Genomic DNA, 26464 nt, shown 5'->3' on the forward strand with positions numbered 1-26464 from the left:
GGCGCTAGTTTACCCTAATCCTTTACGGCATACCAATGTCTAACCGTCTTGATTAGCGCGCTTAGTTTGAGTCAAAAATACAGAGAAAATGATTATGAATTTAACGCCAATTGACGATGAATCGGCTGATTTTGCCGAGGCGATAAAACAAAAAATAGTGGAATTTAACCAAGCCCATTGGCAAGGGCTTAGCCGTAAAAATCTGGGGTTAAAACTGCAAGACCCAGAGGGAAAACTGCTAGCAGGCATTAGCGGCAAAACCTTCGGTAATTGGTTTTTAATTGATTATCTTTGAGTTGATGGTTCCCTAAGACATCAAAAAATCGGTTCGCGGTTATTATTACAGGCAGAGGCCAAAGCAAAAGCTCGCGGTTGTCAATTTGCCTTGCTTGATACCCTCGATTTTCAAGCCAAGCCTTTCTACGAGCGCCACGGTTACCATGTGCAATGGGTACAACAAGCCTACCCCGAAATCGGCAGTAAATTCTTTATGGTAAAAGTGTTGTGATGTTGAAGGTCTACGGCCGTAAACTACCCCAATGCTTCAGCTACAATTCCAGATATCTAACCTAGCCATTTCACTGTACTGGAGCAAATAAATGCCAGCCAACAAACCTGAGTTATCCATCTAAAACGAAGTAGATTCTCTAAAACGAAGTAAGCCACCTAAAATAAAGCCATCCTCGCGAATGCGGGGAACCAACTTTTATCTTTACTTGTCTTTTTCTACTGCCACAACGAAACGCCGTCACACCTAACTACGCTATGGTAAAGGCCATTTTAATTGACCAATAACAATCGTTTATCTGTGAACACACAGATCACACCAGAGTTGTTGTACATTACTTCGTAGTTAAAATCACAATATGCACCAGCAACATTGAGTGGTAATTGCTCATTGCCCCAACGGCTAGGCTTAAACCAAGACATTTCACCTGATTTACACTGCTTTGCTTCTTCATCAGTACTATAAATACACATCTTAGATTGATCTATTTGAGCCTTTTGATTACAACCTACTAAAGCAATTGCAGCCAATGTGATGAATGCTATTTTCTTCATTTTAACTCCATGTGGTGATTTAGCATTTGACGCCGCCAGTGCGTGCAACTTTTTTGTAATGGAGGCGAAACTGCAACGGAAAAGATGTCACAGTGCATCGCTGTGTTATCGCTTTTTGATTTCACTGAACGAACCTGCCAATTGCTGGAGCTCTCCCGTTTCATGCAGCCATAAATACACAGTGTCGCCAAACGATTCGCCTTCTTTCAGAAAAACCATTTGATCTCCAAACCCATTACCTGCAATGGTGATCGCACTTTCTGGGAAGTAGCCGAAACCTTGGCATGACTCGGTTTCATTAATAATGTGGTTGCAAGTACGCGATAACCTTTTCCTATTCGAGATATCTTTAATAGGATAAAACTCCCAATCGTCTTCTTCTGTAGACGCCTCGCCTCCGTTATCTATTTTCATCGCTTCACGGTATTCGTGAGGCAATTTTGCTCCCAACTCTTCCTCGGTTCGCTTTAGCTGTTCTTCGGACAAGTCAAACGCCACTGCACTCTCCTTAGCTTTAGCTATAACACTTATATAATGTACAAGCTCATCTTTCACCTCAGTTGAGTGAAAGCATGCTCATTAATTTTTTGATAATCTAACACTTAGCCAATATTGTCTAGTTCAATTTACCGTCCAAAGCACGCCTATTGTAGTGATAATATTTACGGATAAGTTTCGATAATCAGACTTATAAGGTATGCCATTTGCTCTATCGAGGAGCGGCGAGGTGGGGAGATCTGCTGCTTTAAAATAATGCACGCGACCAATAATAGATCATTTATCGTTAACTGAATTTGGCCACGACTTTAGGATCTAACCAAAAGCTGGATTCCCGCTCAAAAGCATTGCGGGAATGACGGTTCATGAATAGTGAATAGTGGACAACAAATAACGAATAACGGCTCACAATGTAAACATCTTCATTAAAAACAAGGGCGAATTACTCCGCCCATTTGCCCATAGTGCATCTATCATTGCTGCCAAAATCACGCACTGTGGCGACATTTTCATAACCCAGTTCGATTAACTTACCTCTGAGTTTTACGGCCTGTTCAAAACCATGCTCGAGTAGGATATAACCATTAGGTTTTAAATAATCGCGGGCAGTTTTGGCGATATAGTAGAGATCGGCAAAGCCTTCCTCAGCGGCGGTTAATGCACTTTGCGGCTCGAAGCGGACATCGCCTTGGTGCAAGTGTTCATCGGCCTCATCGATATAGGGGGGATTTGAGACGATTAAGTCAAAATCCCGCGACTTTACGGCGCTAAACCAATCGCTCTGGAGGATTTCAACCTGCGGCAACTTTAAGTTTTCACGATTTGCGATAGCCAACGCGACAGCATCATCGACCTTATCGACAGCGGTAATTTCCCATGACTCACGCTCGGATGCCAATGCCAGTGCAATCGCGCCAGTGCCTGTGCCTAAATCGAGCACTTTAGCATAGGTCGATAGGGGTAAATTTAGCGCGGTTTCTACCAGAATTTCGGTATCAGGACGCGGGATCAAAGTAGTGTCGTTGACAATAAAAGGCAGCGACCAAAACTCACGTTCGCCCACAATATGCGCAACGGGCACGCCTTTTTGGCGTTTTAGTACCATTTGCTGAAAGCGTTTCCACTGGTCAATCGTCAGGGCCTTTTCAGGCCAAGTATAGAGATAAGCACGATTTTTATTGAGGCAATATAGCAGAAAAACCTCTGCATCCAGATGAGCGGATTCAGAGGTTGATGCTAACTGCACATAGGCCCATTGTAGGGCTTCAGCGATGCTAGATTGATCGGACAAAGTTACCCCTGCTCGTCAGCCAGTGCGGCTAACAGATCGGCCTGATGCTCTTGCATCAGCGGTGTTAAAATCGCATCTAAATCGCCTTCCATCACTTCATTTAAGCGATACAAAGTAAGATTGATACGATGCTCACTCACGCGGCCTTGGGGGAAGTTGTAGGTACGTACACGCTCGGAACGGTCACCACTGGCAACCAGACTACGGCGAGTCGACTCTTCAGCACTACGACGTTTTTCATCCTCAACCGCTTGAATACGTGCAGCCAACACACTCATGGCTTGAGCACGGTTTTTATGTTGCGAACGTTGATCTTGGCACTCGACCACAATCCCCGTTGGAATATGGGTAATACGAATAGCCGAGTCAGTTTTGTTAACGTGTTGACCACCCGCACCCGATGATCGGAAAGTATCGACTTTAAGATCGGCAGGATTGATTGAAATCGCTTCAGCTTCTGGCACTTCATGCATTACCACTACGGTAACAGCCGAGGTATGCACACGCCCTTGTGATTCGGTTTCTGGCACACGTTGTACGCGGTGACCGCCCGACTCAAATTTCAGCTTACCGTAGGCACCTTCACCGCTGACTTTAACGATGATTTCTTTAAAGCCACCGTGCTCACCTTCGTTACAGCTCATCACTTCCATCTGCCAGCGATTGGCTTCGGCATAACGGCTGTACATACGGAACAGATCGCCCGCAAAAATCGCCGCCTCGTCACCACCGGCACCAGCGCGAATTTCGATAAAGGCGTTGGTATCGTCGTTAGGGTCTTTAGGGAGAAGCAGGATCTGCAATTCGCTTTCAAGGCGCTCTAATTCTGCTTTGGCAGCCTTCATTTCTTCCTGCGCCATCTCGCGCATTTCAGCATCATCTTCTTCCAACATTTCCTTGGCGGAATCAAGATCAGCCTGTGCTTGTTGGTAAGCTTTAAAGCCTGCAACCACTTCTTCTAACTGAGAATATTCTTTTGATAATGCACGAAAACGGTCTTGATCAGCGATAACAGATGCATCACCAAGCAAGGCCAAAACTTCTTCATTACGCTCGAGCAAGCCTTCCAGCTTGCGGATAACGGATTCCTTCATTTAACTCGCTAACCTTAGTTTTTATCTAATCCAAGCGCTGTTCTTAACTGACCTAGTGTATTCAAATCACCCTGACGGCTCGCCGCAGTGAGGGCTTGGGTTGGTGCGTGAATAAGTTTGTTCGTCAGGCGATTGGCTAATTCAATCAATACCTGCTCAGTATCGCCCCCTTGAGCTAATTTATTCAGGGCGCGTTCTACTAACTCATCTTTTATCGCCATACTCTGATTGCGATACTCGCGAATACTGTCGACCGACTCTAAAGAACGTACCCAATCCATAAACAGGTAAGATTGTTCTTCAGTAATTAATTCAGCTTGCTCGGCGGCTTCTTTTCGAGAAGCCATATTCTGTTCAATGATGCTATGCAGGTCGTCCACTGTATACAGAAACGCGTCATCCAAATCGGCGACTTCCGGCTCAATATCCCGGGGAACTGCTATATCAACCAATAACATAGGTTGATGGCGACGCTGCTTTAGCGCTTTTTCGACCATGCCTTTACCAAGGATTGGTAGCGGGCTGGCGGTAGAGGATATCACGATATCGGCTTTAGGGAGATAATCTGGTATTTGCGCCAGCGTAATTGCAGTCGCACCAAACTCTTCACACATGCCCTGAGCACGCTCTAAAGTACGGTTTGCCACCACCATGGAGGCCACACCATTATCTTTTAAATGCTTGGCTACCAATTCTATCGTTTCACCCGCACCAATCAACAGCACCTTAGTGGTCGACAGTGAGGAGAAGATATGCTTCGCCATACTCACAGCGGCAAAAGCCACCGACACAGCAGCAGCGCCAATTTCCGTTTCGGTGCGCACTTTTTTGGCAACGGAAAAGGTATTTTGGAAAAGGCGATCTATGGTTAAAGCAACTGTGCCCGCTTCCTTGGCTTTCGCGAAGGCTTGCTTCACCTGCCCTAGAATTTGCGGCTCACCTAAAATTAACGAATCAAGCCCTGAAGCAACACGCATCAAATGCTTAACCGCGGTTTGGCCGTGGTAATTGTATAGGCAAGGCGCCACATCTTTATGATCTAGGCCATGATATTCTTCAAGCCATTCAATGATGTCAGCCTCATCGCCATTGTTGCAATACAACTCAGTGCGATTACAGGTCGAGACAATAACGGCTTCACCCGAGCGCGTACGACTGGCCAGACTCTTCATGGCGTCATGAATTTTGTCTGGAGAGAAGGCAACTTTCTCACGCAGGTCTACCGTGGCTGTTTTGTGGTTAATACCGATTGCTACAAGGCTCATCTGACTCTTTCTAGATTCTTGGCGTCTATCTTAATAAGGGCATTCTACTGAATTGGCCCAACTAAAAACAGAATACGCTTAACAAAACCGAATAAAGGTCTAACTTGTTACCTAAATTTTCTATCAATCTAGATAAACATGGATTGGCGCTAAGAAGCGAATCCTAAGTGACCGCCGATGGAAATTTTACGATTGGCATTGGTATTATTCCCAAGCCCTCGTATCATAAGGACTTTGGTATATCAGTCATAGATGAATAATTTGAAGCGCTTCACAGAATCCATTTTCTCTTGTATTGCCTTGAGCACCCTGCTCTTTTTGGGTGGCTGCCAAACGCTGCCTCCTGCTGATGACTTAACCCCCATCACAGTAAGCCACCCAGACCAAGCAAAAGCATGGGAATTACAGGGCAAACTTGCCATAAAAACCCCTGAAGATAAGCTCAGTGCCAATCTTTATTGGCGCCATAGCGAAGAGCGTGATGAACTCACGCTCACGACAATGCTAGGCACAACGGTGTTAACCCTAGAAGCGACACCTAACTCCGCCCATTTACATATTGATGGCAAAGACTTTAAAGACAATAACGCCCAAGATTTACTTGAGCGCGTCAGCGGTTGGTCGATCCCCTTAGCTGATTTGCCACTTTGGATAACAGGCCAAATCGGCTCGCAGGATCGCGTGTTAAGCCGCGATAGTAAAGCGAATCCTAAACAACTGATTAATGATCAAACGCCACCCTCTTGGGTCGTCGAATTTTTAAGTTGGCAATTACAGAGCGGTGCTCATATCCCTCATCAATTAAAACTTGAACGCGGTGATTTACAACTCAAACTACAAATCAATCAATGGCAAGCCCTTGGCAAGGCCACAATAATGATTGGGGAAAAACCTTAGCATGTCAGCAGCTATCTCCCGTAATTGGCCCGCGCCAGCCAAACTTAATTTGTTTTTGCACATCAATGGCCGCCGCACCGATGGCTATCATGAGTTGCAAACCTTGTTTCAGTTTATCGATTACTGCGACATGCTGGATTTCAAGGTCACTGACAGCTCTGAGCTGATTTTGCATTCGAATATGGCTGGCGTTGTCGCAGATAGCGATAACTTAATTCTGCGAGCCGCAAAATCATTACAACAAATGACAAGCTTTAAAGGTGGAGCAGAAATCTGGCTAGATAAACGTCTGCCGATGGGTGGCGGTTTAGGCGGCGGTTCATCGGATGCTGCCACCACATTAGTGGCACTAAACACGTTATGGAACACCCAATTATCGACCGAAGAACTGGCTAAAATTGGTCTTAAATTGGGTGCCGATATTCCTGTTTTTATTCATGGTTTCGCGGCTTTTGCCGAAGGTATCGGTGAACGCTTACAAGTGGTATCACCACCAGAGCCTTGGTATTTAGTTATTGCACCAGATGCCCACGTTTCCACCGCTGAAGTGTTCCAAGATCCCCTTTTACCACGTAACACCCCAAAACTTGCCATCGATACTTTGATGAGTCAGGCGTGGATAAATGATTGCCAAAAACTGGTCGTATCTAAATACCCTCAAGTTGCCAAGGCCTTGGGCTGGCTGCTAGAATATGCGCCGTCGAGAATGACCGGAACAGGCGCATGCGTGTTTGGGGAATTTACACAACAGCAACAAGCTCTCGCAGCCTTGGCGAAATTACCGTCTGATATGCAAGGATTTGTTGCAAAAGGGATGAATATTTCGCCGCTTATCACGCGGCTCAATCATCCGTAAACTACTTTCTTCTAGGGTAACCACATACGATAACGCCTCGGGTCCTCCCGTCCCTACATCGTCGTTACTCTAGCCACTAAAATATAAAGCAAACGCCTGAGGTTCATACAGTGCCCGACATCAAGCTCTTTGCTGGGAACGCCACCCCCAGTCTCGCTAAAAAGATAGCCGATCGTCTATTTTGCAAACTCGGAGACGCAGTGGTTGGTCGTTTCAGCGATGGTGAAATCAGTGTCCAAATTAACGAAAATGTACGTGGAGCCGATGTGTTCATCATCCAATCCACTTGTGCGCCGACCAACGATAATCTGATGGAACTCATCGTTATGGTTGATGCTCTGCGTCGTGCATCTGCCGGTCGCATTACCGCCGTGATTCCTTACTTTGGTTATGCACGTCAAGACCGTCGCGTTCGTAGCGCACGTGTACCTATTACCGCGAAAGTGGTTGCCGATTTCCTGTCAAGCGTCGGTGTTGACCGTGTTTTGACATGTGACCTGCACGCTGAGCAAATCCAAGGTTTCTTCGATGTCCCTGTTGATAACGTATTCGGCAGCCCTGTGCTACTAGAAGATATGTTAGCGAAGAAACTTGATAATCCAGTGGTGGTTTCACCCGATATTGGCGGCGTTGTTCGCGCCCGTGCGGTTGCCAAACTGCTCGATGATTCTGATTTAGCTATTATCGACAAACGTCGCCCACAGGCGAACGTTGCTCAGGTTATGCACATCATCGGTGATGTTCAAGGCCGCGACTGCATTATCGTTGACGATATGATCGACACAGGCGGCACTCTGTGTAAAGCGGCAGAAGCCTTAAAAGAACATGGTGCAAACCGCGTATTTGCTTACGCAACCCACCCTGTGTTCTCAGGCAAAGCGGCTGAAAATATTACCAACTCAGTGATCGATGAAGTTATCGTTACTGACACAGTTCCTTTAAGTCCAGAAATGTTAAAAGTGGCTAAAGTCACTCAGTTGACAATGTCTGCGGTACTGGCAGAGGCTATTCGTCGCGTAAGTAACGAAGAGTCTATCTCTGCGATGTTTAGCCATTAATCTGGCGACTTGCAGTAAAAGAAACGCACTCATTTGAGTGCGTTTTTGTTTTCCCCAAAGGTTTAGATTTTAAAATTGCTTACTGCGCGATAGAGATACTCGGCCTGGGCCTTAAGTTCATCGGATGCCGAAGCGTTAGCATCAGCCGCTTTTGATGATTCTTCAGCAATATCACGGATCACGACGACGTTTTTGTTCACTTCAGCGGCAACCATACTTTGCTCTTCGATAGCTGCCGCAATTTGCGTGCTCATATCCATAATATTACGCACATCATTATTGATAAGTTTCAGCAGTGCACCGGCGGCGGCGGCCTGCTCCGCACTTTCTGTTCCTTGCTTTTGGCTGGCATCCATAAGCTGCACAATAGAACGGGTACGGCTCTGTAAGGTTTGGATAATATTGGCAATTTCCTGAGTCGAGGATTGAGTTCGCATCGCAAGACTACGCACTTCATCAGCAACCACAGCAAAACCTCGACCTTGCTCACCAGCACGTGCAGCCTCAATCGCAGCATTTAGCGCGAGGAGATTGGTTTGCTCGGCAATGCCACGGATCACATCGAGCACACTGCCAATCGTTTCACTGTCACGCTCTAATTCATCCACAACCGATGCAGAACTATTGAGCTGCTCGGCCAGAGACTGGATCTTATGTATGGTTTGCTCAACTTCCAGTTGACCACTCTGCGCATTATCGTGGGTTTTACCCGCCTTAAGTGCGGCAAGCTCAGTGGTTTTGGCAATTTCATCTATGGTTGCCCCCATTTCAGTTATCGCTGTTGCTACCATATCGGTTTCATTGAGCTGCTGTGCTACACCTTCAGAGGCGAGCATGGCATTTTCAGATACATGCTTACAGGATGTATTGATGGTCGCAACAGACTCAATAACTTGCTCGATCAACTGCTGAAAGCTCCCCACCATACTATTAAAATGTTCAGCTATCTTACCTAGTTCATCTTGGGTCGAAGCGTCACATCTTAAGGTCAAATCCTTGCTCTGCTCGATGCGAGAAATGACCTGAGTAATGCGCTCAACAGGAGTGATAATACTGCGGATAATCAGATAGGTGATAATAGACAGTAATGCTGTTATTAATAAAAACACCATCATACCAAGATTAACGCTGCTGCTCTTGGCTACCTCAATCGCTTTAAGTGCCAGACGATGCAACTCCTCGGCGCTTGCTTCGGTTAACTTATTTGCCTCAATCATCTGCGCCATGGTCCCATCTTGTTCTGTTAAGCCAAGCTGTTGTTCTTTATTAACTAACACTTTGAAATCTTTTTGATATTGTTCAATAAGAACGGAAATTTTACCTTGGATATCGCTATCTAAGCCTGAAGAAAGCAAGCTATTGTTAAATGAAACAATATTGGTATCAAAGGTTTCCACATAGCGGAGTTCGCGGCGTAACATAAAATCTTTTTCATTACGTCTTAATTGCAGCATTGCAACCGCGAGAGATGCCTGCTCATATTCCTTCAGCAATGATTCTACGTTATGGACAGCAGTCCTTAGCGTACCGTAAAGTCCCGTTTGAGGGGTTAAGCCTATTTCTTGCTGTAGTTTTACCACCTCGCTAAATGTTGACTGATATTGATTTAAGTGACGATAAAAATTATCTAAAGATTGCGTCGGGACATCATATTTTTTGAAGATTTGTTCCAATGCGGGGATAGATTGACTTATCTGACCATAAACCTGTTTATGATTTTCAACATACTTTAAATCCTTACGAACAAAGAAATCCTTTTCATTCCGACGAAGTATAAGCGTGTCTCGTTCTAATTCGAGTATATTTTGCGCCAAATGGGAAAGCTCCGATTCGACAGAATTAGAATGAAGTTGCAAGCCAAACATCGCAATTAATGCCGAAATGGATACTGCCGCACTGAGTAACAACTTTGAGCGGATTAACATAAAAGTCCCCGATATCATTATTTTCTTCAAGGTATAAAAGCTCAGCCTATAAAAGCTGAACCATATACAATCATCACTTGTGGTGCCTATTCTGATGTCGGTATTCACACTCTTAATCAGCATTACCGCTTGCAATAACAAACCAGTATTCTTTTGAAAGTGGTGACATAGATTGCGCCTAAGAAAGTATAGTTCGAGTTTAATTGGCAGACAGCTTGAATAACGGCGAAAAATTAAAAATATTACTTGGATGTCATCATGTTATATGACACTTTTATGACAAAATAGCCAAATTCCCTATTAGTAAGACTCGCTGATAGCGGCTTAGATAAAATTTTTTCACTGACTCCAAACCTTTTGCCCCCCTCAGGGCGTCAAATCTACAATATTCAATCAGCATGATAGGAAAGTACAGTGACGGCAGGGATACTCCCACTCAACAGCACAATGTCTGACTTTGATCTTGTCGCCCTCGCGAGCCAAGGAAATCGTGCTGCATTTAAGCAACTGTACGTAAACCATCATCAGCGTATTTATGCTCTGGCTTTACGCCTGTGTGGGCATGTCGCTCAGGCTGAAGAAATTACCCAAGAGTGTTTTATCCTCGTGTGGCAAAAATTGCCGCAATTTCGGGGGGATAGCCAATTTTCAACTTGGTTACATAGCATTTGTGTGAATCAAGCTTTAAGCAGTATTCGTAAACAAAAATCCTTTTGGGCGCGTTTTATTCCCATTGAAAGTGATATCGAACCCCATAGCACAGATGAAGGGTATCAAGGTTTGGATAAACTTATCCTCAAACTACCTGAACGGGCTCGCATGGTGTTCGTACTTTGCGCCATAGAAGGATACCAACATGAGGAAATCGCCAAGCTGCTTGGGATTGCCGTTGGTACCAGTAAAACGCAATATCACAGAGCGAAGCAATTACTACAGGAGATGCTGTAATGTCGTTACCACCGCGTTCCCGTGAAGAACAGCTCGAACAATTGATTGCTAATGCCCCTAAGGCGTTAGTACCCAAACAGGATCTTTGGCAAACAATTGAAAAACGTATGGATAAACCATTGCATCTTAATGTGAATACCCCTACGCCAACACGGCACCTATTGCCGCAATGGGCAATGGCGGCGGCAATTGTATTAGCCGTATTTTGGGGCTTCCAATACCAAAGGGAGACACCAAATGCATCACTCACCTCACAGAGCACAAGTGCAGAAAGTGATAAAGCATTACAAACCCTACTGACACAAATTGCTGCCACACACCAAGGGCAAGTCGATGCTCTTGAACACTCAGTAAATGCCCCCCTCTGGCAAACGAGTCACTTTAGTGCACCGTTAGAAAAAGGGCTCGCAGAACTAAGACAAGCAGGTCTACAGATTTACCAGGCATTACAAGCAAATCCAACCGATAAACAGTTATGGCAACTCTGGCTTTGGGTGCAACAACGTGAACTCGATCTATTGCAACAAGGCCAAAAACTCCCTATTCAAAACTCAACACAAGGAAACACCCTATGAGCAACATTAATCTGACAAAAGCTAGCCTATTAGCTTCAGCACTCTATCTCGGTTTAATGGGCACTGTATTTGCGGCCCAAAGTGTGGACAAACAATTGAGCATAACTAGCGGTACCCAACTGCAAATTAAAGTCCAACGTGGTGATCTACAAATCCAGACTTGGGATAAAGATGAAGTCAGCGTAACAGGTACGCTCGACGAACTGAGTGAAGGTTTTGTTTTTGAGCAAAAAGGCAATAACTTAACGATTGAAGATAAAATGCCTCGCCACTACAACGGCAGTGATGATAAAGGCTCAAAACTCACGATAAAAGTGCCTAAAACCGTCAAACTTAACGCTGATACTATCTCCGCAAATATGCAAATAGCCCAAGTCAAAGGTGAATTGGATTTAAATAGTGTCAGTGGCAATATTACCGCCGATGGTCTTGGTGGCAGTCCTTCGTTACACACAGTATCAGGTGACATCACCACGAAGGGGCTGGAAGGTAAAGTCATGTTAGAGACAGTTTCAGGAAAAATTCAAGACACTGAAAGTCAAGGTGAAATCAAGTATCGACTCGTGAGTGGTGATCTAAACAGTCAAACACTGGCCGAGAAAGTTAAAGTAGAACAAGTATCTGGTGAAATTACTGCCGATTTTAGTAAAGCAAAAGAGATTAGTGTCAGAACGGTAAGCGGCGATACTCAAATATCATTGGCAAAAACCTTCGATAAAGCCAATGTTGACAGCGTCAGCGGCGATATTACGCTTACCTTCCCAGAACAACCTGATGCCAACTTTGACTTAAACGGTGGCCCAAGTGGAAAAATCAAAAATGGCTTAAGCCAAGATATGCCTCAAAAACAAAAATACATATCAAATGAGTCACTCAGTTTCCAAACAGGTGCAGGTACTGCGGAGGTAAAAATGAACTCTATTAGCGGTAATCTTATCCTCAAAACACGTTAATCCCCTCCCGTGAACAACAATGCCGCCCACAGCTGGGCGGCATTGTTATGGAGTACTTCAGTTTATGGAGTATTTCAGATTGAAGCGATCTCTTCAGCGGTTAAGTAACGCCACTCACCTAGGGCTAAATCTGGATCTAACTCAATTTGCCCAATACGTTCACGGTGCAATCCCACCACAAGGTTACCAACAGCGGCAAACATACGCTTCACTTGGTGATATTTCCCCTCGGTAATGGTTAAACGAACCTGTTGCGGATCAATAATCTCTAAGACCGCAGGTTTTGTCAGACCATCTTCATTACGCAGTGCAACCCCTTTCGCAAAGACCTCAATTAGGCCGTCATCCACAGGGTCGGCTAGTTGCACTAAGTAACGCTTACCGCATTCTTTTTTAGGCGATGTGATTTTGTGTGACCACTGACCATCGCTGGTGATCAACACAAGTCCCGTCGTATCGGCATCTAAACGACCGGCAATATGCAAGGTTTCAGGCTTCGGGATATCGAGCAGACTTAACACTGATGGATAAGCCTCATCGATGGTTGAACAAATGGTATCAACGGGTTTATTGAGCATCACATAACGCTCACCCACTAAAACAATGGGTTCTCCCTCAAGGCAAATCTGCATTCCCTCAGTGACTTTAAAACCAGCGTCTTTAATAACCACGCCATCACAGGTGATATCACCGCGGTGCAACGCTTTTTTGGCCAATGAACGGGTGAGAGAGGTACTTTCACAAATAAATTTGTCTAAACGCACGTTAATACTCAACTTCAATAAAGAAAACTGCCGTATTATGAGGCCGATGACCTTAAAGGGCAATTCAACTGATTTAATGTTCGATACCCAACCTATCTCTACTCCTAAGTTTCAATATGTTAAGTTTATTTGCCTTTCCCTATAAACAGAACTAAGTGTTCACTAACTTCAAAAGGCTTGCATACGGTAAGTTTGTACTTTTAGGCTATGTGACACTCGGTAGTAATTTTTAGTTACATATCACTGATAATAAATCTCACCTAAACCGTGTAACCACCTTGTTTCGCTTCCTAGTAAAGCATTAACATACATCTCGTTGCGCCTGAAGCGATCCCATTTAGACCAATAACAGCCCCAGATATGGGCACAATAATAAACTCGAAGGAAATGACATGAGAAAAGTACTCATTGGGGGACTTTGTGCCTCATTAATTGCAGGTCTGACTGCCTGTAATGATAAAGCGGCTGAAGTTAAGACACCTGAACCCACTCAAACAGCCACTGCCGCCGCCGTCACTAAAGCCTTAGGCTCAGGTATTGAATTTGCTCATTTTGATAAAGCGGTTCGTCCACAGGACGATTTCTATAAGTATGTAAATGGCACTTGGTTAAAAAACACAGAGATCCCAGGGGATCGCACTAGTATTGGTGCCTTTTACGATCTACGTGAAAAATCCCGTGACGATGTAAAAGCCATCATCGAAGAAGTGGCTGCAACACCTAATTTAGCCGCTGGTACAGACGAGCAAAAAGTGGCCGATTTGTATCGCTCATTTATGGATACAGCCACACTCAACAAACTGGGCGTGACACCAATTCAGGGTGAATTGGATGCCATTAATGCTTTAAAAGATAAGAATGAATTAGTGAAATACTTCGCCCACAGCCAAATCACTGGTGCGGGTACCCCTATGGCATTTTATATCGATATCGATGCTAAAAACTCTAGCCGCTATGCTACTCACCTATGGCAATACGGTTTAAGCCTGCCAGAAAAAGACTACTACTTTAACGAGTCAGAGCGTTTCGTGAATATCCGTAAGGCGTATTTAGCTCATATCGAAAAAATGTTTACCCTAGCTGGTCTTGCGAATCCTAAGGCTAGTGCAGAAGCTATCCTCGCCCTAGAAACAGCCATTGCTGCTAAACATTGGGATGTGGTCGAAACCCGCGATAGCACTAAAACCTACAACCTATATCAAGTGAAAGATCTACCAACATTAGCGCCAGATATTGATTGGGCTGGTTACTTAGCCGCTTTAGGTGCCGATAAGCAAACCGATATTATCGTTAATCAACCTAGCTATATCCAAGGTCTAAACGACATCCTCAAGACAACGGATCTCGCCACTTGGAAAACCTATATGCAGTGGCAAGTGCTAACACACGCTGCTAGCAATTTAAGTGAAGAACTCGATAACGAAAACTTTGCCTTCTTCTCTAAAACCTTGAACGGTCAAGAAGAACAAGAACCTCGCTGGAAACGCGGTGTAGCAACGGTTAACAATATTTTGGGTGAAGTCGTCGGCAAAGTGTATGTAAAACGCCATTTTGCCCCAGAAGCCAAAGAACGTATGCAAGCACTGGTTGAAAACCTACGTGGTGCATATGGCGACAGCATCAAAGAACTCACTTGGATGAGCGAAAGCACTAAAGTGGCTGCGACGGATAAGTTAGCTAAATTCAACCCTAAAATTGGTTACCCCAACAAATGGGAAGATTACAGCAAACTGACCATCAAGGCGGATGACTTAGTCGGTAACGCTATGCGTGCCAGTGAAGTTGAACATGCCAAGTCATTAGCGAAACTGGGCGCGCCAATTGATAGAGACGAATGGCATATGACCCCACAAACCGTTAATGCCTACTACAACCCAACCATGAACGAAATCGTGTTCCCTGCGGCTATTCTGCAACCGCCATTCTTTAACATGGAAGCGGATGATGCCGTCAATTACGGTGGTATTGGCGCGGTTATCGGCCACGAAATGGGCCATGGTTTTGACGACCAAGGTGCTAAGTTCGATGGCGAGGGCAATATGCGTGATTGGTGGACAGAGCAAGATTTGAAAGAATTCTCTGCTCGCGGCCAAGCACTGATCGCACAGTACGATGGTTACGCAGTGTTTGACGATCTACACGTCAACGGCAGCTTAACTTTAGGCGAGAACATTGGTGACTTATCCGGTGTGACTATCGCTTATCGCGCTTACAAAAAATCGCTTAATGGTAAAGAAGCTCCCGTTATTGATGGTCTAACGGGCGATCAACGCTTCTTTATCGGCTTCACGCAAATTTGGCGCGCAAAAGCCAAAGAAGAAGCCATGCGTAACCGCGTAGCGACCGATCCACACTCTCCAGCAGAATTCCGCGCACTGGGTGCACTATCTAACATGCCAGAGTTCTACAGCACATATGATGTAAAACCCGGTGATGCCATGTATATCGCCCCAGAAAAACGCGTAAAAATTTGGTAAGCCAAATTTAAATCATTGCTCAACCATCTTGGCTGAGCCACTAAATGGCGCAATCTGTAATAGATAGCGCCATTTTTATTACCTAAAACTACTAGACGATAAATATGAACCGATGCGCAAGATGAACAAGTCTTCATGGTTGGTTCAGCTTTAATTAAGCAATAGAAGCCTATGGTGGATGCGTGACCTGTATAACTCACCCATAAGGAAGTAGGCCGCATGACTAAGTTATTTCGTACTTTTTTTATTTTTCTACTTTTACTATCAAGCCGAGCTACCGTTGCAAGCGCCTTAGATATCAATGACACGAAAACAGACCGCAGCAATTACAGTGCAAGACAAGTACAAAGTCATGATCTTCAAGGTCTGTATGCTCTAAGCAGCCAAACCTTCGATATACCACTCCAGACCTCAAGCAACCTAGCAAACTTATATTCACAGGCCCATAAAGCTCAAGCCGAGTTGAGTCAATTACTTGAGCAAATTACAACGCAATCTCAGGCACATATCATTATTCCTGAAGTCAAAAGTTATCAACGAGCGGCCGATAAAGTGGCGACAAAATTTAGCGGTGATGCCCGTAAAATTACGGATCTTGCCAGAGCCAGTATTGTTACCGATAGCATCCAAGAGCTTATGCAGGTTTATCAAGTATTGAGTGAACAAACCCAAATTGTTCAACAAAAGAACCGCTTTGCCACACCAAAAGCCTCTGGCTATCGTGACCTAAACTTATTAGTACGCCTACCCGAATCGGGCATGATTGCAGAAGTGCAATTACACCTACAGGATATCGCCGATATCAAAAGTGGTCCTGAACACAAGGTATATGAAAAAGTGCAGATGATTGAAGCCAATGCCATCAAACAACAGCGTCCATTGAGCGAGTTTGAGTTAGCGCAAATTGCCCAACTGCGCCAAGAATCACACAAGCTTTATCATAAAGCGTGGCTTAACTATAAACGAGTCGATGAAGCCAGTTTATTAAAAGTCGCCGTAGCCTAACTCAAAAACAGCTTCCACTCTTGCGCTGGTTACCTGTAAAGGTGCCAGCGCCTTTTTATCTATTGATACCAACATCATGTGGTATAAAGCCGCTTTCTCGCATCTTCAGGTTGTTTGGGTATATAATCCCGCGCCATAGCCCTAACCGCAGGAAATGCCATGCACGACATTATTGAGCAACTCCAAGAACGCAGTGAAAGCGTGCCCGTTCCGCTCGAATTACCCACATTTGAACAACTCGTTGAAGTGGAAGAGCAGATCCTCATTTCATTGCCAAGGGAGCTAAAAGAATATCTACTTTACGCCAGTGATGTCATTTATGGTGCAATTGAACCGGTTACCGTTGCCGATCCCTATTCACACACTTATCTCCCCGAAGTGACCTGTTATGCTTGGTCAATCGGCATGCCAAGGGACATGATTGCCATTTGTCAGATGGGTGATGACTTTTATTGCATCGACCAAGAGGGTCAAGTGCACTTTTGGAAAAATGGTGACTTTGCCGATATCTATTGGGAATCCTTCTGGGAATGGGTTGAAGATATTTGGTTAAAAAACAAATACTAATTTTTTATTATCGAACTTGAGAACCGCATTATGTCTAAAAATATTGGCTTGAACGCCATTGAAATGAGCTACTTACGCCAATCGCTTAGCCTAAGCCCTGCTCAAGTAGGTCAACTGACTAATCATACTGAAGCCGACGTCTTAGCCTGGGAGAATGGTGAATCAATGGCGCCAGAGCTTGCCCAGAAGAAGCTGTTAGAAATCGACGATATTATTGAGATGCAAGTGCTCAATACCACTGATGGTATTGAAGCCTTGTTTAAAAAAGAACCTAAGCGCCAACTCGCCTTTGTGGTATATCCAACCCAAGCCATTTATAGCCAATATAATCCAGAATTTTTAAGCTCACTCCCACTGACGGAACTCTACAACACATCCGCATGGCGCATTAAGAAAGAGTGCAAACTGGTACTCGAAGTAGATGTCAGCTTGATCCCACTCGATGTTGAAGCCTATAAAGCCTACCGTGAGCAGCATGGTATGAGCGAAAGCCGCGAAAGCCGTGCAAAATGGGCAGCGACACAGCTTTAAAACCCAAAAACACACGAGACCAAGGGCAGATCTTGATATCTGCCCTTTTTATTTTTGAAGTATTCCCTCACAAAAGTCTTTCAAAACAACTAATACCAATCACATTAAATATCTAATCAGTTCAGAGCCTCACAGGCATCTCAATCCAAGGCGCATTGACGCAAAAATGGTCATTCCCTTTTAAGTTAATGCAACACGGGAGTGGGATGCCTGTGTGGCTCCCGAAGGGCGGGTTTCAACGCGCTTTATACTGCGTTTAAGGCTTTTGACAGAGACCACTATGCCTTCAAGCCTTCGCCTTGTCTAAAGCGCTTTGAACTCCCGCTGAATGAACAGATATTTAATACGATTGGTATAGGTTGCTAAACCATAGGATAAAAAAGAATATCCTAATATGTTAAAAATCTGTATTTTCATTGAGAGATAACCCAAGATAATCATCCTTGTATAGCAGTACACACCACAGCCATATCATAAGCTTGAATAACGGGATTTATGGAGAAAGTATGGAAGACAACATCATTCACCAAGCTAAGTTTGCAGACAATTTAAGCTTATATTGGCTGCTATCGGGCGCCGCATATTTTAGCCTGAGTATTATAGGTATTCCCTTGTTATTGCTTTGGTTTCCAATTGGATTGTGGGGAACTCGTCGCTATATTAACAATATGAGTGCCCAGCTTACCCATAACAAACTTATCGTACGTCGCGGCATATTAACGCGCACCGAAAACACTGTGCCTTTAGATAAAATTACCGATATGGCGTTGATCCAAGGTCCAATTATGCGCTTATTTGGTTTACATAAGCTCACGGTTGAAACCGCTGGACAATCGGGTGCTGGTGCCCTAATTAGTTTAGTTGGCATTGTTGATGCGCCTCAGTTTAGAACCCTTGTTCTTGAACAAAAAGAACGTCTTAGCCATCATATCCCCCAAGCCCATTCACCAGCACAGTTGGACACTATCCTTCTACAAAATGTGGTCGAAATTGCTGCCAGTCTAAAACGAATAGAAGCCTTACTCGGTCAAAAATGAAATTGATAGCTTGAGTAAAATATTTTAGTTCAATACGTTAGGTCTTTTTGATAACAAGATGACAGAATCCTCAGTAACCTCCACATCATCCTCTTGGATGACACATCTGATGCTCGGCATTAAAGCCATGGGGCCCGGTGTTCTTATGGCTGCAGCCGCGATTGGTGCTTCCCATTTAGTTGCATCCACTCGCGCGGGCGCCGAATTTGGTTGGCAATTAGCTTGGGCTATTCTGGGGGTAAATTTACTTAAGTACCCCTTCTTTGCCGCTGGCGCCCGCTATACGGCCGCCACAGGGGAAAGTCTACTACATGGTTACTTAAAACAGGGCCGAGGTTACTTACTGCTGTTTACTGGACTCAATGTTATCGCCGCCATCGCCAGCACAGCGGGCGTTTGCATGTTAACGGCGGCGATGTTGACCCAGTTTATTCCGCTGCCCATTGATTGGTTGGCCCTACTAGTATTGCTAAGTTCCTTGGCTTTACTGATTTTGGGTCATTATCAACTGCTCGATAGACTCACTAAGATCATCATGTTCGCCCTCACCCTAACCACTTTGATTGCCGTGGCTTTAGCTTTGGATCATGCTCAACCATTAGCGAGCAATTTTGTCTCTCCTTCACCTTGGCAATGGGCTCATGTGGGATTTCTCGTCGCCATGATGGGCTGGATGCCAGCACCGATTGAAGTCAGTGCTTGGAATTCACTCTGGTTACTCGAGAAACAAAAGACCGAAAAAGTGACTCAATTCCAAGCAATACTGGATTTCAACTTAGGCTATCTAGTCACCGCCATCCTCGCAATTGTATTCCTCGCACTTGGCGCATTGGTCATGCACGGCAGTGGAGAGCATTTTTCAGATTCGGGTGCGCAATTTGCGAATCAATTGATTAATCTTTACAGCCAAGTGATGGGCGGCGAGAGTCGTTATCTTATTGGTATTGTCGCGTTCCTGTGTATTTTTAGTACCACAGTAACAGTGATCGATGGTTATAGTCGCACCTTAGATATGGGCTGGCAGTTACTCACCTCAAAGACCAGTTCAGACAAACGCCTCACAGGGATCATGCTCGCCATCAGTGCCTTTGGCTTATTGCTGATCCTCTTCTTTAAAGGCGCACTCTTACCGTTACTCGAGTTTGTGATGATCTTGGCCTTTATGACCACCGTCATTTTTGCTTGGTTAAATTACCGCTTAATGACCAGCAAACAGCTCCCCAAGACAGACAGATATGGCACTAAGATGAAACTACTGTCTTGGTTTGGCCTGAGTTACCTACTGATTTTTGCGGCACTGTTTATCTATTGGTACAACGTCATAAAAGGGTAATGAGTCAAATGGCCAAACTGCAATCAAGGCTTAAAAAAACATACCCAGTCAACGGCGCTAAATTCCCACTGAATTCTGCTTTTTGAAGCGCTTTGGGTATATAATACTGCCTCTTAAACCAGACCGCGCAGCCGCGCCAAGAGATGACCATGATTAATAATGATATTTTGCGCCGTTTGCGCTTCGTGTTTGATTTTAGCAATGCAAAAATGATTAAAATTTTTGCCAAAGCTGGAAGAGAAGTGCCTGTCGAAGAGATGATTGATCTTCTACGTAAAGAAGAGGAAGAAGGTTATAAAGCTTGTAACGACACGACCCTATGTCAGTTTTTAGATGGTCTTATTATAGAAAAACGCGGTTTACGTGAAGGTGCAGAAATTCCCGCACCCGTTTCACGTTTAAACAACAACCTCATCTTTAAAAAGCTGAGAGTGGCTCTCGAAATGCGTGAAGAAGACATAGTCGCTACTTTGGCATTAGCCGAAGTGCAAATGTCAAAATCAGAGCTAAGCGCCTTGTTCCGCAATCCAGACCACAAGAATTTTAAAGAGTGTGGCGATCAAATACTGCGTAACTTTATTCGCGGCTTATCACTTAAGTATCGCGGCGTATAACGCTAAATCTATGACATCAAACGCAGCTTAGGCTGCGTTTTTTTACCTCTACGTTTATCTATACTAAGCTTGTTTGGATACACACAAGCGCATCGCAATTCCATTTCAACAACCTCAAAAATCCTGTTTTAAACAGCGAACTTTTTTGCTGCTGTAAAAAAAACCACAAATACCGCTTTCCGCGGACAACAAAGATCACATTTCGTGGTAACCTTACGTGACTTAAAGCACGTATTGACCACTTAAACAATAACTCAAAGGTTACCCATGGACGATAATAAACGCCCCCTCTATCTTCCGTTTGCAGGACCTGCCATTCTTGAAGCCCCACTGATTAACAAGGGCAGTGCATTTTCTGAAGAAGAGCGAATTTTCTTTAACCTCGAAGGCTTAGTCCCCTATGCCATTGAAACGATTGAGGAGCAGGCTTCTCGCGCCTACGATCAATTTAGAAGTTTCAATAACGACTTAGACAAGCACATTTACCTACGGAATATTCAAGACACAAACGAGACCTTATTTTATCGTTTAGTGCAAAATAACATCAGCGAGATGATGCCCATCATCTATACGCCGACAGTCGGTTTAGCTTGTGAGCGTTTTTCGAAAAACTATCGCCGCAACCGTGGTTTGTTTATCTCCTATCCGAACAAAGATAGGATCGATGACATCCTCAATAACTCGACTCGCCAAAAAGTTAAAATCATCGTAGTCACTGATGGTGAACGTATTTTAGGCCTTGGCGATCAAGGTATTGGCGGCATGGGGATCCCTATCGGTAAGCTGTCACTCTACACTAGCTGTGGCGGTATCAGTCCGGCTTATACCCTGCCCATTACCTTAGACGTAGGCACAGATAATCCGCAGTTGTTAGAAGATCCTATGTATATGGGTTGGCGCCATCCGCGCATCGGTGGCGAAGAATATGCCGAGTTTATTGAAGCCTTTATGCAAGCCGTCCACGTGCGTTGGCCGGATACTTTGATCCAGTTCGAAGACTTTGCCCAAAAGAATGCCATGCCGATCCTAGAGCGTTATAAGGATCGCTATTGCTGCTTTAACGATGATATTCAAGGCACCGCTGCGGTTGCCGTTGGCTGTTTGCTCGCCGCGTGTAAGGCTGCGGGCACTGAATTAAATCAGCAACGTATCGCCTTTCTCGGTGCTGGTAGCGCCGGTTGCGGTATCGCCGAAGCTATCGTGGCACAAATGGTGTCAGAAGGGATCAGCGACGAGCAAGCTCGCACTCAAGTGTGTATGGTTGACCGTTGGGGCTTATTGCTAGATAACATGCCTAACCTGTTGCCATTCCAGCAGAAGTTGGCGCAGAAATGTGCCAACATTCAAAACTGGAACAACTTCAGCGACAATATTTCACTGCTCGATGTGGTAAACAACGCCAAGCCGACAGTGCTGATTGGGGTATCTGGCGTTCCGGGTCTCTTCACTGAAGAAATTATTCGCGCTATGCACAGCCATTGTGCTCGGCCGATTATTTTCCCTATGTCGAACCCCACCAGCCGCGTAGAAGCGACACCGAAGGACATTTTGCATTGGACCTCAGGTCAAGCACTCGTCGCTACGGGCAGCCCGTTCGAGCCCGTTGTGGTCGATGGTGAAACCTATGAAATTGCCCAGTGCAACAACAGCTTTATCTTCCCAGGTATTGGCTTAGGCGTATTAGCGTCTGGCGCACGTCATGTATCCGATGCCATGTTGATGGCTTCAAGTCGCGCACTTGCCGAATGTTCGCCACTGGCAATCGATGGTACAGGTCCACTACTGCCTAAACTGGAAGATATCCATGCCGTGAGTAAGCACATTGCTTTCGCAGTAGGCAAAGTCGCGGTAGAACAAGGGTTAACGCTACCTATGAGCGATGAGATTTTGCAGCAATCAATTGAAGGTAATTTCTGGAAACCAGAATACCGCCGCTATAAACGTACCTCATTCTAAGGCTGGCCATTGCCGCTGCGCTCGTTGCGGCAAAACAGCTTAACTGAGTTTGTGCAAACCAGTAAAAAGCCCGCTACTTTACAGTAGTGGGCTTTTTAACTTCAGGCGCAGTGTTAATTTCAACACTAGGTTAATTTCAACACTAGGTTAATTTCAGCACTAGGTTAATTTCAGCACTAGGCTTGATTTCAGTGCAACGCTATGGCGCCATCACTTGCTTAAAGCTATTGAGCATAGAACGATCGGTGCGGGCTTTCTTTAATTTACGCAGGCTTTCTTTTAATGACTCATTAGCTAAACGCGTAAAAATACCATTGTATTCTTGCTCTTGGATTGCACTATCGGTATCGGCTTGCTCAGAAATCTCTTGGGCGACACGGCTTAATTGCAACCAAGCATTGGCAATATAGAAACCGTGGAATGCGGCTTGTTCCATCAAATTACGCGCACTGGCGGGTAAAGATGCCCACGCTTGGTTAAATTTACCTTCTCGGTCTTCCAAGAGTTCAGTGTATAAGCCTTGGTAAGCCTCCAACAAACTCTCTGGCAATGTCGCCATAGGGAGTACTTTATTGGCGACATTGAAAGAAACTTGCTCCGCAGTTTTGCGGTAACTATCTGATAAATAAATCATGCAAACTCTCTAATCTATGCGGTAATAACTTTTATGGCTAAAAATGATGGCAATATGCGAAAAATATCAGGTCGATAATAGTGTCATAATATGAAGAGGTTTATACCTTGATCGCCCTCTGAATGCAAAGTGACATCTTCTGGACTTCCAAACGGCTTGAGTTAACTCACCGCATTGAGCGTAAAACTGGTATTATATTGCCACCTTACAATGCCATTTCACTATTTCCATGTCGCCCAGTATTTATCCTAAGTCCAATTATCCCGATGCCGCGATACTCTCTCGACTTGCGCAACAAATTAAAGGTTGGGGAAAAGCATTAGGATTTGCACGGGTTGGTATTTGCGATACTGATTTAACGAGTGAAGAAATTAAGCTCCAGACATGGCTAGACAAGGGTTATCACGGTGAAATGGCCTATATGGCTAGCCACGGCATGATGCGTGCGCGCCCTCAAGAATTACATCCAGGTACAGTGCGAGTGATATCAGTGCGTATGGATTATTTGCCACCCGAAGCTGGCTTTGCAACCAACCTCACCGATCCCAACTTAGGTTATATTTCCCGTTATGCGGGTGGCCGTGACTATCACAAATTAATCCGTGCACGACTTAAAAAACTCGGAGATCACATCAGTGCAGAGTTAATTGCACTGGGTTTTGATGCTGCTGATTTTCGTCCCTTTGTCGACTCTGCACCGGTACTTGAGCGCCCCTTAGCCGAAAAAGCGGGTATTGGTTGGACAGGTAAACACTCTCTTATCCTCAACCATGATTCGGGAAGTTGGTTCTTTTTAGGAGAACTCTTTATTAATCTACCTCTGCCCGTGGATATTCCTATTCAGGAAGCGTGTAATACATGCGTTGCCTGTATAACCTCCTGTCCTACTGGGGCAATTGTAGAACCCTATGTCGTCGATGGCAGACGCTGCATTTCTTATCTCACCATTGAGCTACAAGGTGCTATCCCAGAAGAATTTAGACCGCTGATGGGAAATCGAATTTATGGCTGTGATGATTGCCAACTTGTATGCCCAGTCAATCGTCAAGCGCCACTCACAACCGAAACTGACTTTCATATTCGTCCTCAGTTAAAACAACCTGATCTCCTTAGCCTTTTTGCATGGAGTGAGGCCGAGTTTCTTAAACAAACAGAAGGAAGCGCCATTCGCCGCATTGGCCATAAACGCTGGCTACGTAATATTGCTGTAGCACTGGGTAATGCACCTGCAAACCCCATTATTTTAGAGGCTCTGACTAGGCGTCAGGAAAGTGTCGACGTGGATGAAATGGTACTGGAACATATTCAGTGGGCCATCGATGCACAGCTATCACGCCTTGCTGCGAGTAACACTCTAGTGCAACAAAAATCACGCCGTCAAACAGCGCGAATGGTACGAATTATTGAAAAAGGCTTACCCCGCGACGCCTAAGCGGAAGGAAAACTTAAGGTCAATCAGCCATGCACTTTTAGTTAGCGCCTAGAAAATAAAAAACCTACTGCGAGCAGTAGGTTTTTTTATCAATATCAATTAACGATATTAGAAATCGTAACGTACACCGATAGAAACAACATCATCTTCAATCAAATCTTTTTTCACGCCGTTTTGTGTGAAATCACCTTCATAGTGTGCATAGTGTGCAAACAGCAGAGTTGATTTAACTAAACGGTAATCAGCACCGATAGTGATTTGATCGACATTAACGTCATCAAGATTAGTATTCATATAGTAATTTGCATCTGCAGGATCTTTAAGGCCTGATGCATTTTTGAAGTAGCTACCGAAACCAGCTTCATCTTTACCGTATTCGGCTTTCAGATTCACACCGTTTTGCAGTTTGTACACTACGTTCACAAAGTATGAGTTACCATCACGGTTATCATTTTTAATGCTTTCTGCATGTTGGAATAAACCGCCAACAGTAAAGTCACCCAATTTAGCTTGAGCCACACCACGGTATGCATCTACGCCATCGATAGCTTTGTTATAAGCAGCGGCTAAATAATAGTTTTGCTCTTTAAATGCTTTATCACCTAAAGTCGCACTTACGGCATACATGCTGTCTGAAGTGCCATAGTTATCATCAAATAAATAAGTCGCGTTCAGAGTCACTAAATCAGCAATTTTTGGAGAATAGTACCATACGCCATCACCACTACGACCAGCACCCGCTTGAGCGCTCACTAAACGGTCGATATCGGCGTTGGTGTTACCAAACACGTCAACGTTACCTTCAGCTTGTTTAAATACGGTATCATTACGACCCGCTAACACTGTACCGGCAACCGTTTTAAAACCTAAGAAAGTGTTACGAGCATTGAATGTATCACTAGAGTTAGTAGTGTTATCAACACCAAACTCCATTTGGTATACAATGTCTACGCCATCGGCAACTTTTTCAGAGCCTTTTACGCCTAACCATGAGAAGTTATTCTCAAGATAAGTACCGCTATCGCCATAAGTTACAGGATTCTTTTTGTTAGTACTACCTTGTAGAGTAGTGCTTGAATCAGTAGTGGTCACTGCTAGATCTAAGCGACCATAGAAGCTTGGGCCTTCGGCTAGCGCACCGAATGAAGCCAATGCCAATACTGATGCAACTGATGCAGAGATGAATGTCTTTTTCATGTTTTGTGCTCCCTCGAACCTAAGTTCTTATCCATTTTTCATGGTTTTTGTGTGGTTTTACACATTTGTTACTGGTTATCGGTAACAAAGTTGCCGCCGATTTTTACAGTTTTACGACTTGCAGGCTGTGTCGTAGATCAAGTTTTTGGTTCTCCTTGCCTTTATTCAGACTTTTTTAGGATATTTCCCCATATCTTGACCACAATTTGGCATGAAAGCAGTAAAACAGCATATTTCACTTACTACTTAAGAGGTATAGCAGACGCATAGGCCTAAGTGAGTCGGCGACGCTAACTGTAGCATATACTAATGTTGTAGCAAGTTTGTCATAAAGCAGGTCTATGTATGTTTTTTAGCTATAAGTGGGTAAAAAAAGCGGTAGAAACAACTATTTTCACCTCAAACACAGTTTTAAAAAACTGAATAATTCAGTTTAAAATCAACATATAAACCTACAGTACATCCAATATCAGCTAAGCCCTATTTCGCATCAAT

24 protein-coding genes and 1 pseudogene are annotated in these 26464 nt (G+C 44.5%); 16 read left to right on the forward strand and 9 right to left on the reverse strand.

Annotation, left to right across the window (positions count from 1 at the left end; genetic code table 11):
- The first annotated feature begins 94 nt into the window (after positions 1-94).
- Positions 95-508: pseudogene (locus SPUTW3181_RS17495) on the forward strand (GNAT family N-acetyltransferase).
- Between the two features lie 272 nt (positions 509-780).
- On the opposite strand, the gene SPUTW3181_RS17500 reads toward SPUTW3181_RS17495, so the two are convergent.
- The 5 genes from SPUTW3181_RS17500 to hemA all read right to left on the reverse strand — a co-directional run bounded on the left by SPUTW3181_RS17500 (position 781) and on the right by hemA (position 5210).
- Positions 781-1062: a hypothetical protein gene (locus SPUTW3181_RS17500; RefSeq protein ID WP_227498122.1), complete on the reverse strand. Its 282-nt coding sequence runs from the start codon at positions 1060-1062 to the stop codon at positions 781-783.
- 105 nt (positions 1063-1167) lie between these two features.
- Positions 1168-1560, reverse strand: coding sequence for an SMI1/KNR4 family protein (locus SPUTW3181_RS17505; RefSeq protein WP_011790628.1), 393 nt, complete (start codon positions 1558-1560; stop codon positions 1168-1170).
- Positions 1561-2002: 442 nt separating this feature from the next.
- Complete coding sequence (prmC, locus tag SPUTW3181_RS17510; RefSeq protein WP_011790629.1) at positions 2003-2851, reverse strand: peptide chain release factor N(5)-glutamine methyltransferase; 849 nt, start codon at positions 2849-2851, stop codon at positions 2003-2005.
- Between the two features lie 2 nt (positions 2852-2853).
- Positions 2854-3945: a peptide chain release factor 1 gene (gene prfA / locus SPUTW3181_RS17515; protein ID WP_011790630.1), complete on the reverse strand. Its 1092-nt coding sequence runs from the start codon at positions 3943-3945 to the stop codon at positions 2854-2856.
- A gap of 14 nt (positions 3946-3959) precedes the next feature.
- Positions 3960-5210 (reverse strand): glutamyl-tRNA reductase, encoded by a 1251-nt coding sequence (gene hemA / locus SPUTW3181_RS17520; RefSeq protein ID WP_011790631.1) that lies wholly within the window; start codon positions 5208-5210, stop codon positions 3960-3962.
- 252 nt (positions 5211-5462) lie between these two features.
- Between hemA and lolB the strand changes: the two genes are divergently transcribed.
- The 3 genes from lolB to SPUTW3181_RS17535 all read left to right on the forward strand — a co-directional run bounded on the left by lolB (position 5463) and on the right by SPUTW3181_RS17535 (position 8021).
- Positions 5463-6107 carry a lipoprotein insertase outer membrane protein LolB gene (gene lolB, locus SPUTW3181_RS17525; RefSeq protein WP_011790632.1) on the forward strand — a complete coding sequence of 215 codons (645 nt, stop codon included), beginning with the start codon at positions 5463-5465 and terminating at the stop codon, positions 6105-6107.
- 1 nt (position 6108) lies between these two features.
- Positions 6109-6963: a 4-(cytidine 5'-diphospho)-2-C-methyl-D-erythritol kinase gene (gene ispE, locus SPUTW3181_RS17530; RefSeq protein ID WP_011790633.1), complete on the forward strand. Its 855-nt coding sequence runs from the start codon at positions 6109-6111 to the stop codon at positions 6961-6963.
- A 110-nt stretch (positions 6964-7073) separates the two neighbouring features.
- Complete coding sequence (locus SPUTW3181_RS17535; protein WP_011073601.1) at positions 7074-8021, forward strand: ribose-phosphate pyrophosphokinase; 948 nt, start codon at positions 7074-7076, stop codon at positions 8019-8021.
- Between the two features lie 62 nt (positions 8022-8083).
- Here SPUTW3181_RS17535 and SPUTW3181_RS17540 read toward each other — a convergent pair whose 3' ends face one another.
- Entirely contained in the window at positions 8084-9946 is a 1863-nt protein-coding gene (locus SPUTW3181_RS17540; RefSeq protein WP_011790634.1) for a methyl-accepting chemotaxis protein, read from the reverse strand.
- Positions 9947-10360: 414 nt separating this feature from the next.
- Here SPUTW3181_RS17540 and SPUTW3181_RS17545 point away from each other — a divergent pair, with 414 nt between their 5' ends.
- From SPUTW3181_RS17545 to SPUTW3181_RS17555, 3 genes are read left to right on the forward strand one after another with little or no spacing between them, the layout of a single operon-like run.
- Positions 10361-10894, forward strand: a complete 534-nt coding sequence (locus tag SPUTW3181_RS17545; RefSeq protein WP_011790635.1) for an RNA polymerase sigma factor — start codon at positions 10361-10363, stop codon at positions 10892-10894.
- Entirely contained in the window at positions 10894-11469 is a 576-nt protein-coding gene (locus SPUTW3181_RS17550) for a hypothetical protein (RefSeq protein WP_011790636.1), read from the forward strand. The genes SPUTW3181_RS17545 and SPUTW3181_RS17550 overlap by 1 nt, the downstream gene beginning before the upstream one ends.
- Positions 11466-12422, forward strand: coding sequence for a DUF4097 family beta strand repeat-containing protein (locus SPUTW3181_RS17555; RefSeq protein WP_011790637.1), 957 nt, complete (start codon positions 11466-11468; stop codon positions 12420-12422). Before SPUTW3181_RS17550 ends, SPUTW3181_RS17555 begins: the two co-directional genes overlap by 4 nt.
- A gap of 74 nt (positions 12423-12496) precedes the next feature.
- On the opposite strand, the gene rsuA is transcribed toward SPUTW3181_RS17555, so the two are convergent.
- A complete protein-coding gene (rsuA, locus tag SPUTW3181_RS17560; protein ID WP_025007855.1) occupies positions 12497-13249 on the reverse strand; it encodes a 16S rRNA pseudouridine(516) synthase RsuA in 753 nt (250 codons plus the stop codon).
- 329 nt (positions 13250-13578) lie between these two features.
- Between rsuA and SPUTW3181_RS17565 the strand changes: the two genes are divergently transcribed.
- From SPUTW3181_RS17565 to SPUTW3181_RS17600, 8 genes are all read left to right on the forward strand, one after another.
- Positions 13579-15663, forward strand: coding sequence for a M13 family metallopeptidase (locus SPUTW3181_RS17565; protein WP_011790639.1), 2085 nt, complete (start codon positions 13579-13581; stop codon positions 15661-15663).
- Between the two features lie 219 nt (positions 15664-15882).
- Positions 15883-16668, forward strand: a complete 786-nt coding sequence (locus SPUTW3181_RS17570) for a RelA/SpoT domain-containing protein (protein WP_011790640.1) — start codon at positions 15883-15885, stop codon at positions 16666-16668.
- 159 nt (positions 16669-16827) lie between these two features.
- Positions 16828-17235, forward strand: coding sequence for an SMI1/KNR4 family protein (locus tag SPUTW3181_RS17575; RefSeq protein WP_011790641.1), 408 nt, complete (start codon positions 16828-16830; stop codon positions 17233-17235).
- A gap of 30 nt (positions 17236-17265) precedes the next feature.
- Positions 17266-17766 carry a DUF4447 family protein gene (locus SPUTW3181_RS17580; RefSeq protein ID WP_011790642.1) on the forward strand — a complete coding sequence of 167 codons (501 nt, stop codon included), beginning with the start codon at positions 17266-17268 and terminating at the stop codon, positions 17764-17766.
- A 506-nt stretch (positions 17767-18272) separates the two neighbouring features.
- Positions 18273-18803: a PH domain-containing protein gene (locus SPUTW3181_RS17585; RefSeq protein ID WP_011790643.1), complete on the forward strand. Its 531-nt coding sequence runs from the start codon at positions 18273-18275 to the stop codon at positions 18801-18803.
- Positions 18804-18861: 58 nt separating this feature from the next.
- Entirely contained in the window at positions 18862-20136 is a 1275-nt protein-coding gene (locus tag SPUTW3181_RS17590) for an Nramp family divalent metal transporter (protein ID WP_011790644.1), read from the forward strand.
- A 149-nt stretch (positions 20137-20285) separates the two neighbouring features.
- Positions 20286-20750: a DUF1456 family protein gene (locus tag SPUTW3181_RS17595; RefSeq protein WP_014609922.1), complete on the forward strand. Its 465-nt coding sequence runs from the start codon at positions 20286-20288 to the stop codon at positions 20748-20750.
- A 267-nt stretch (positions 20751-21017) separates the two neighbouring features.
- Entirely contained in the window at positions 21018-22706 is a 1689-nt protein-coding gene (locus SPUTW3181_RS17600) for an NAD-dependent malic enzyme (protein WP_011790646.1), read from the forward strand.
- A 199-nt stretch (positions 22707-22905) separates the two neighbouring features.
- Here SPUTW3181_RS17600 and SPUTW3181_RS17605 read toward each other — a convergent pair whose 3' ends face one another.
- Positions 22906-23340 (reverse strand): DUF3069 domain-containing protein, encoded by a 435-nt coding sequence (locus SPUTW3181_RS17605; RefSeq protein WP_011790647.1) that lies wholly within the window; start codon positions 23338-23340, stop codon positions 22906-22908.
- Positions 23341-23569: 229 nt separating this feature from the next.
- Here SPUTW3181_RS17605 and queG point away from each other — a divergent pair, with 229 nt between their 5' ends.
- A complete protein-coding gene (gene queG / locus SPUTW3181_RS17610) occupies positions 23570-24772 on the forward strand; it encodes a tRNA epoxyqueuosine(34) reductase QueG (protein ID WP_011790648.1) in 1203 nt (400 codons plus the stop codon).
- A gap of 108 nt (positions 24773-24880) precedes the next feature.
- Here queG and SPUTW3181_RS17615 read toward each other — a convergent pair whose 3' ends face one another.
- Entirely contained in the window at positions 24881-25969 is a 1089-nt protein-coding gene (locus SPUTW3181_RS17615; protein WP_011790649.1) for a porin, read from the reverse strand.
- Between the last annotated feature and the right edge of the window lie 495 nt (positions 25970-26464).

Origin of the sequence: Shewanella sp. W3-18-1, assembly GCF_000015185.1 — a bacterium.
GTDB lineage: Bacteria > Pseudomonadota > Gammaproteobacteria > Enterobacterales > Shewanellaceae > Shewanella > Shewanella putrefaciens.

Coding starts and splice junctions, on each gene's coding strand:
- ispE (WP_011790633.1), top strand. CDS start 6,109: ATGTCAGCAGCTATCTCCCGTAATTGGCCCGCGCCAGCCAAACTTAAT.
- prfA (WP_011790630.1), bottom strand. CDS start 3,945: ATGAAGGAATCCGTTATCCGCAAGCTGGAAGGCTTGCTCGAGCGTAAT.
- SPUTW3181_RS17550 (WP_011790636.1), top strand. CDS start 10,894: ATGTCGTTACCACCGCGTTCCCGTGAAGAACAGCTCGAACAATTGATT.
- SPUTW3181_RS17575 (WP_011790641.1), top strand. CDS start 16,828: ATGCACGACATTATTGAGCAACTCCAAGAACGCAGTGAAAGCGTGCCC.
- SPUTW3181_RS17585 (WP_011790643.1), top strand. CDS start 18,273: ATGGAAGACAACATCATTCACCAAGCTAAGTTTGCAGACAATTTAAGC.
- hemA (WP_011790631.1), bottom strand. CDS start 5,210: ATGAGCCTTGTAGCAATCGGTATTAACCACAAAACAGCCACGGTAGAC.
- SPUTW3181_RS17565 (WP_011790639.1), top strand. CDS start 13,579: ATGAGAAAAGTACTCATTGGGGGACTTTGTGCCTCATTAATTGCAGGT.
- SPUTW3181_RS17555 (WP_011790637.1), top strand. CDS start 11,466: ATGAGCAACATTAATCTGACAAAAGCTAGCCTATTAGCTTCAGCACTC.
- queG (WP_011790648.1), top strand. CDS start 23,570: ATGTCGCCCAGTATTTATCCTAAGTCCAATTATCCCGATGCCGCGATA.
- SPUTW3181_RS17580 (WP_011790642.1), top strand. CDS start 17,266: ATGTCTAAAAATATTGGCTTGAACGCCATTGAAATGAGCTACTTACGC.
- SPUTW3181_RS17570 (WP_011790640.1), top strand. CDS start 15,883: ATGACTAAGTTATTTCGTACTTTTTTTATTTTTCTACTTTTACTATCA.
- lolB (WP_011790632.1), top strand. CDS start 5,463: ATGAATAATTTGAAGCGCTTCACAGAATCCATTTTCTCTTGTATTGCC.
- SPUTW3181_RS17605 (WP_011790647.1), bottom strand. CDS start 23,340: ATGATTTATTTATCAGATAGTTACCGCAAAACTGCGGAGCAAGTTTCT.
- SPUTW3181_RS17600 (WP_011790646.1), top strand. CDS start 21,018: ATGGACGATAATAAACGCCCCCTCTATCTTCCGTTTGCAGGACCTGCC.
- SPUTW3181_RS17590 (WP_011790644.1), top strand. CDS start 18,862: ATGACAGAATCCTCAGTAACCTCCACATCATCCTCTTGGATGACACAT.
- SPUTW3181_RS17500 (WP_227498122.1), bottom strand. CDS start 1,062: ATGAAGAAAATAGCATTCATCACATTGGCTGCAATTGCTTTAGTAGGT.
- SPUTW3181_RS17540 (WP_011790634.1), bottom strand. CDS start 9,946: ATGTTAATCCGCTCAAAGTTGTTACTCAGTGCGGCAGTATCCATTTCG.
- SPUTW3181_RS17595 (WP_014609922.1), top strand. CDS start 20,286: ATGATTAATAATGATATTTTGCGCCGTTTGCGCTTCGTGTTTGATTTT.
- SPUTW3181_RS17615 (WP_011790649.1), bottom strand. CDS start 25,969: ATGAAAAAGACATTCATCTCTGCATCAGTTGCATCAGTATTGGCATTG.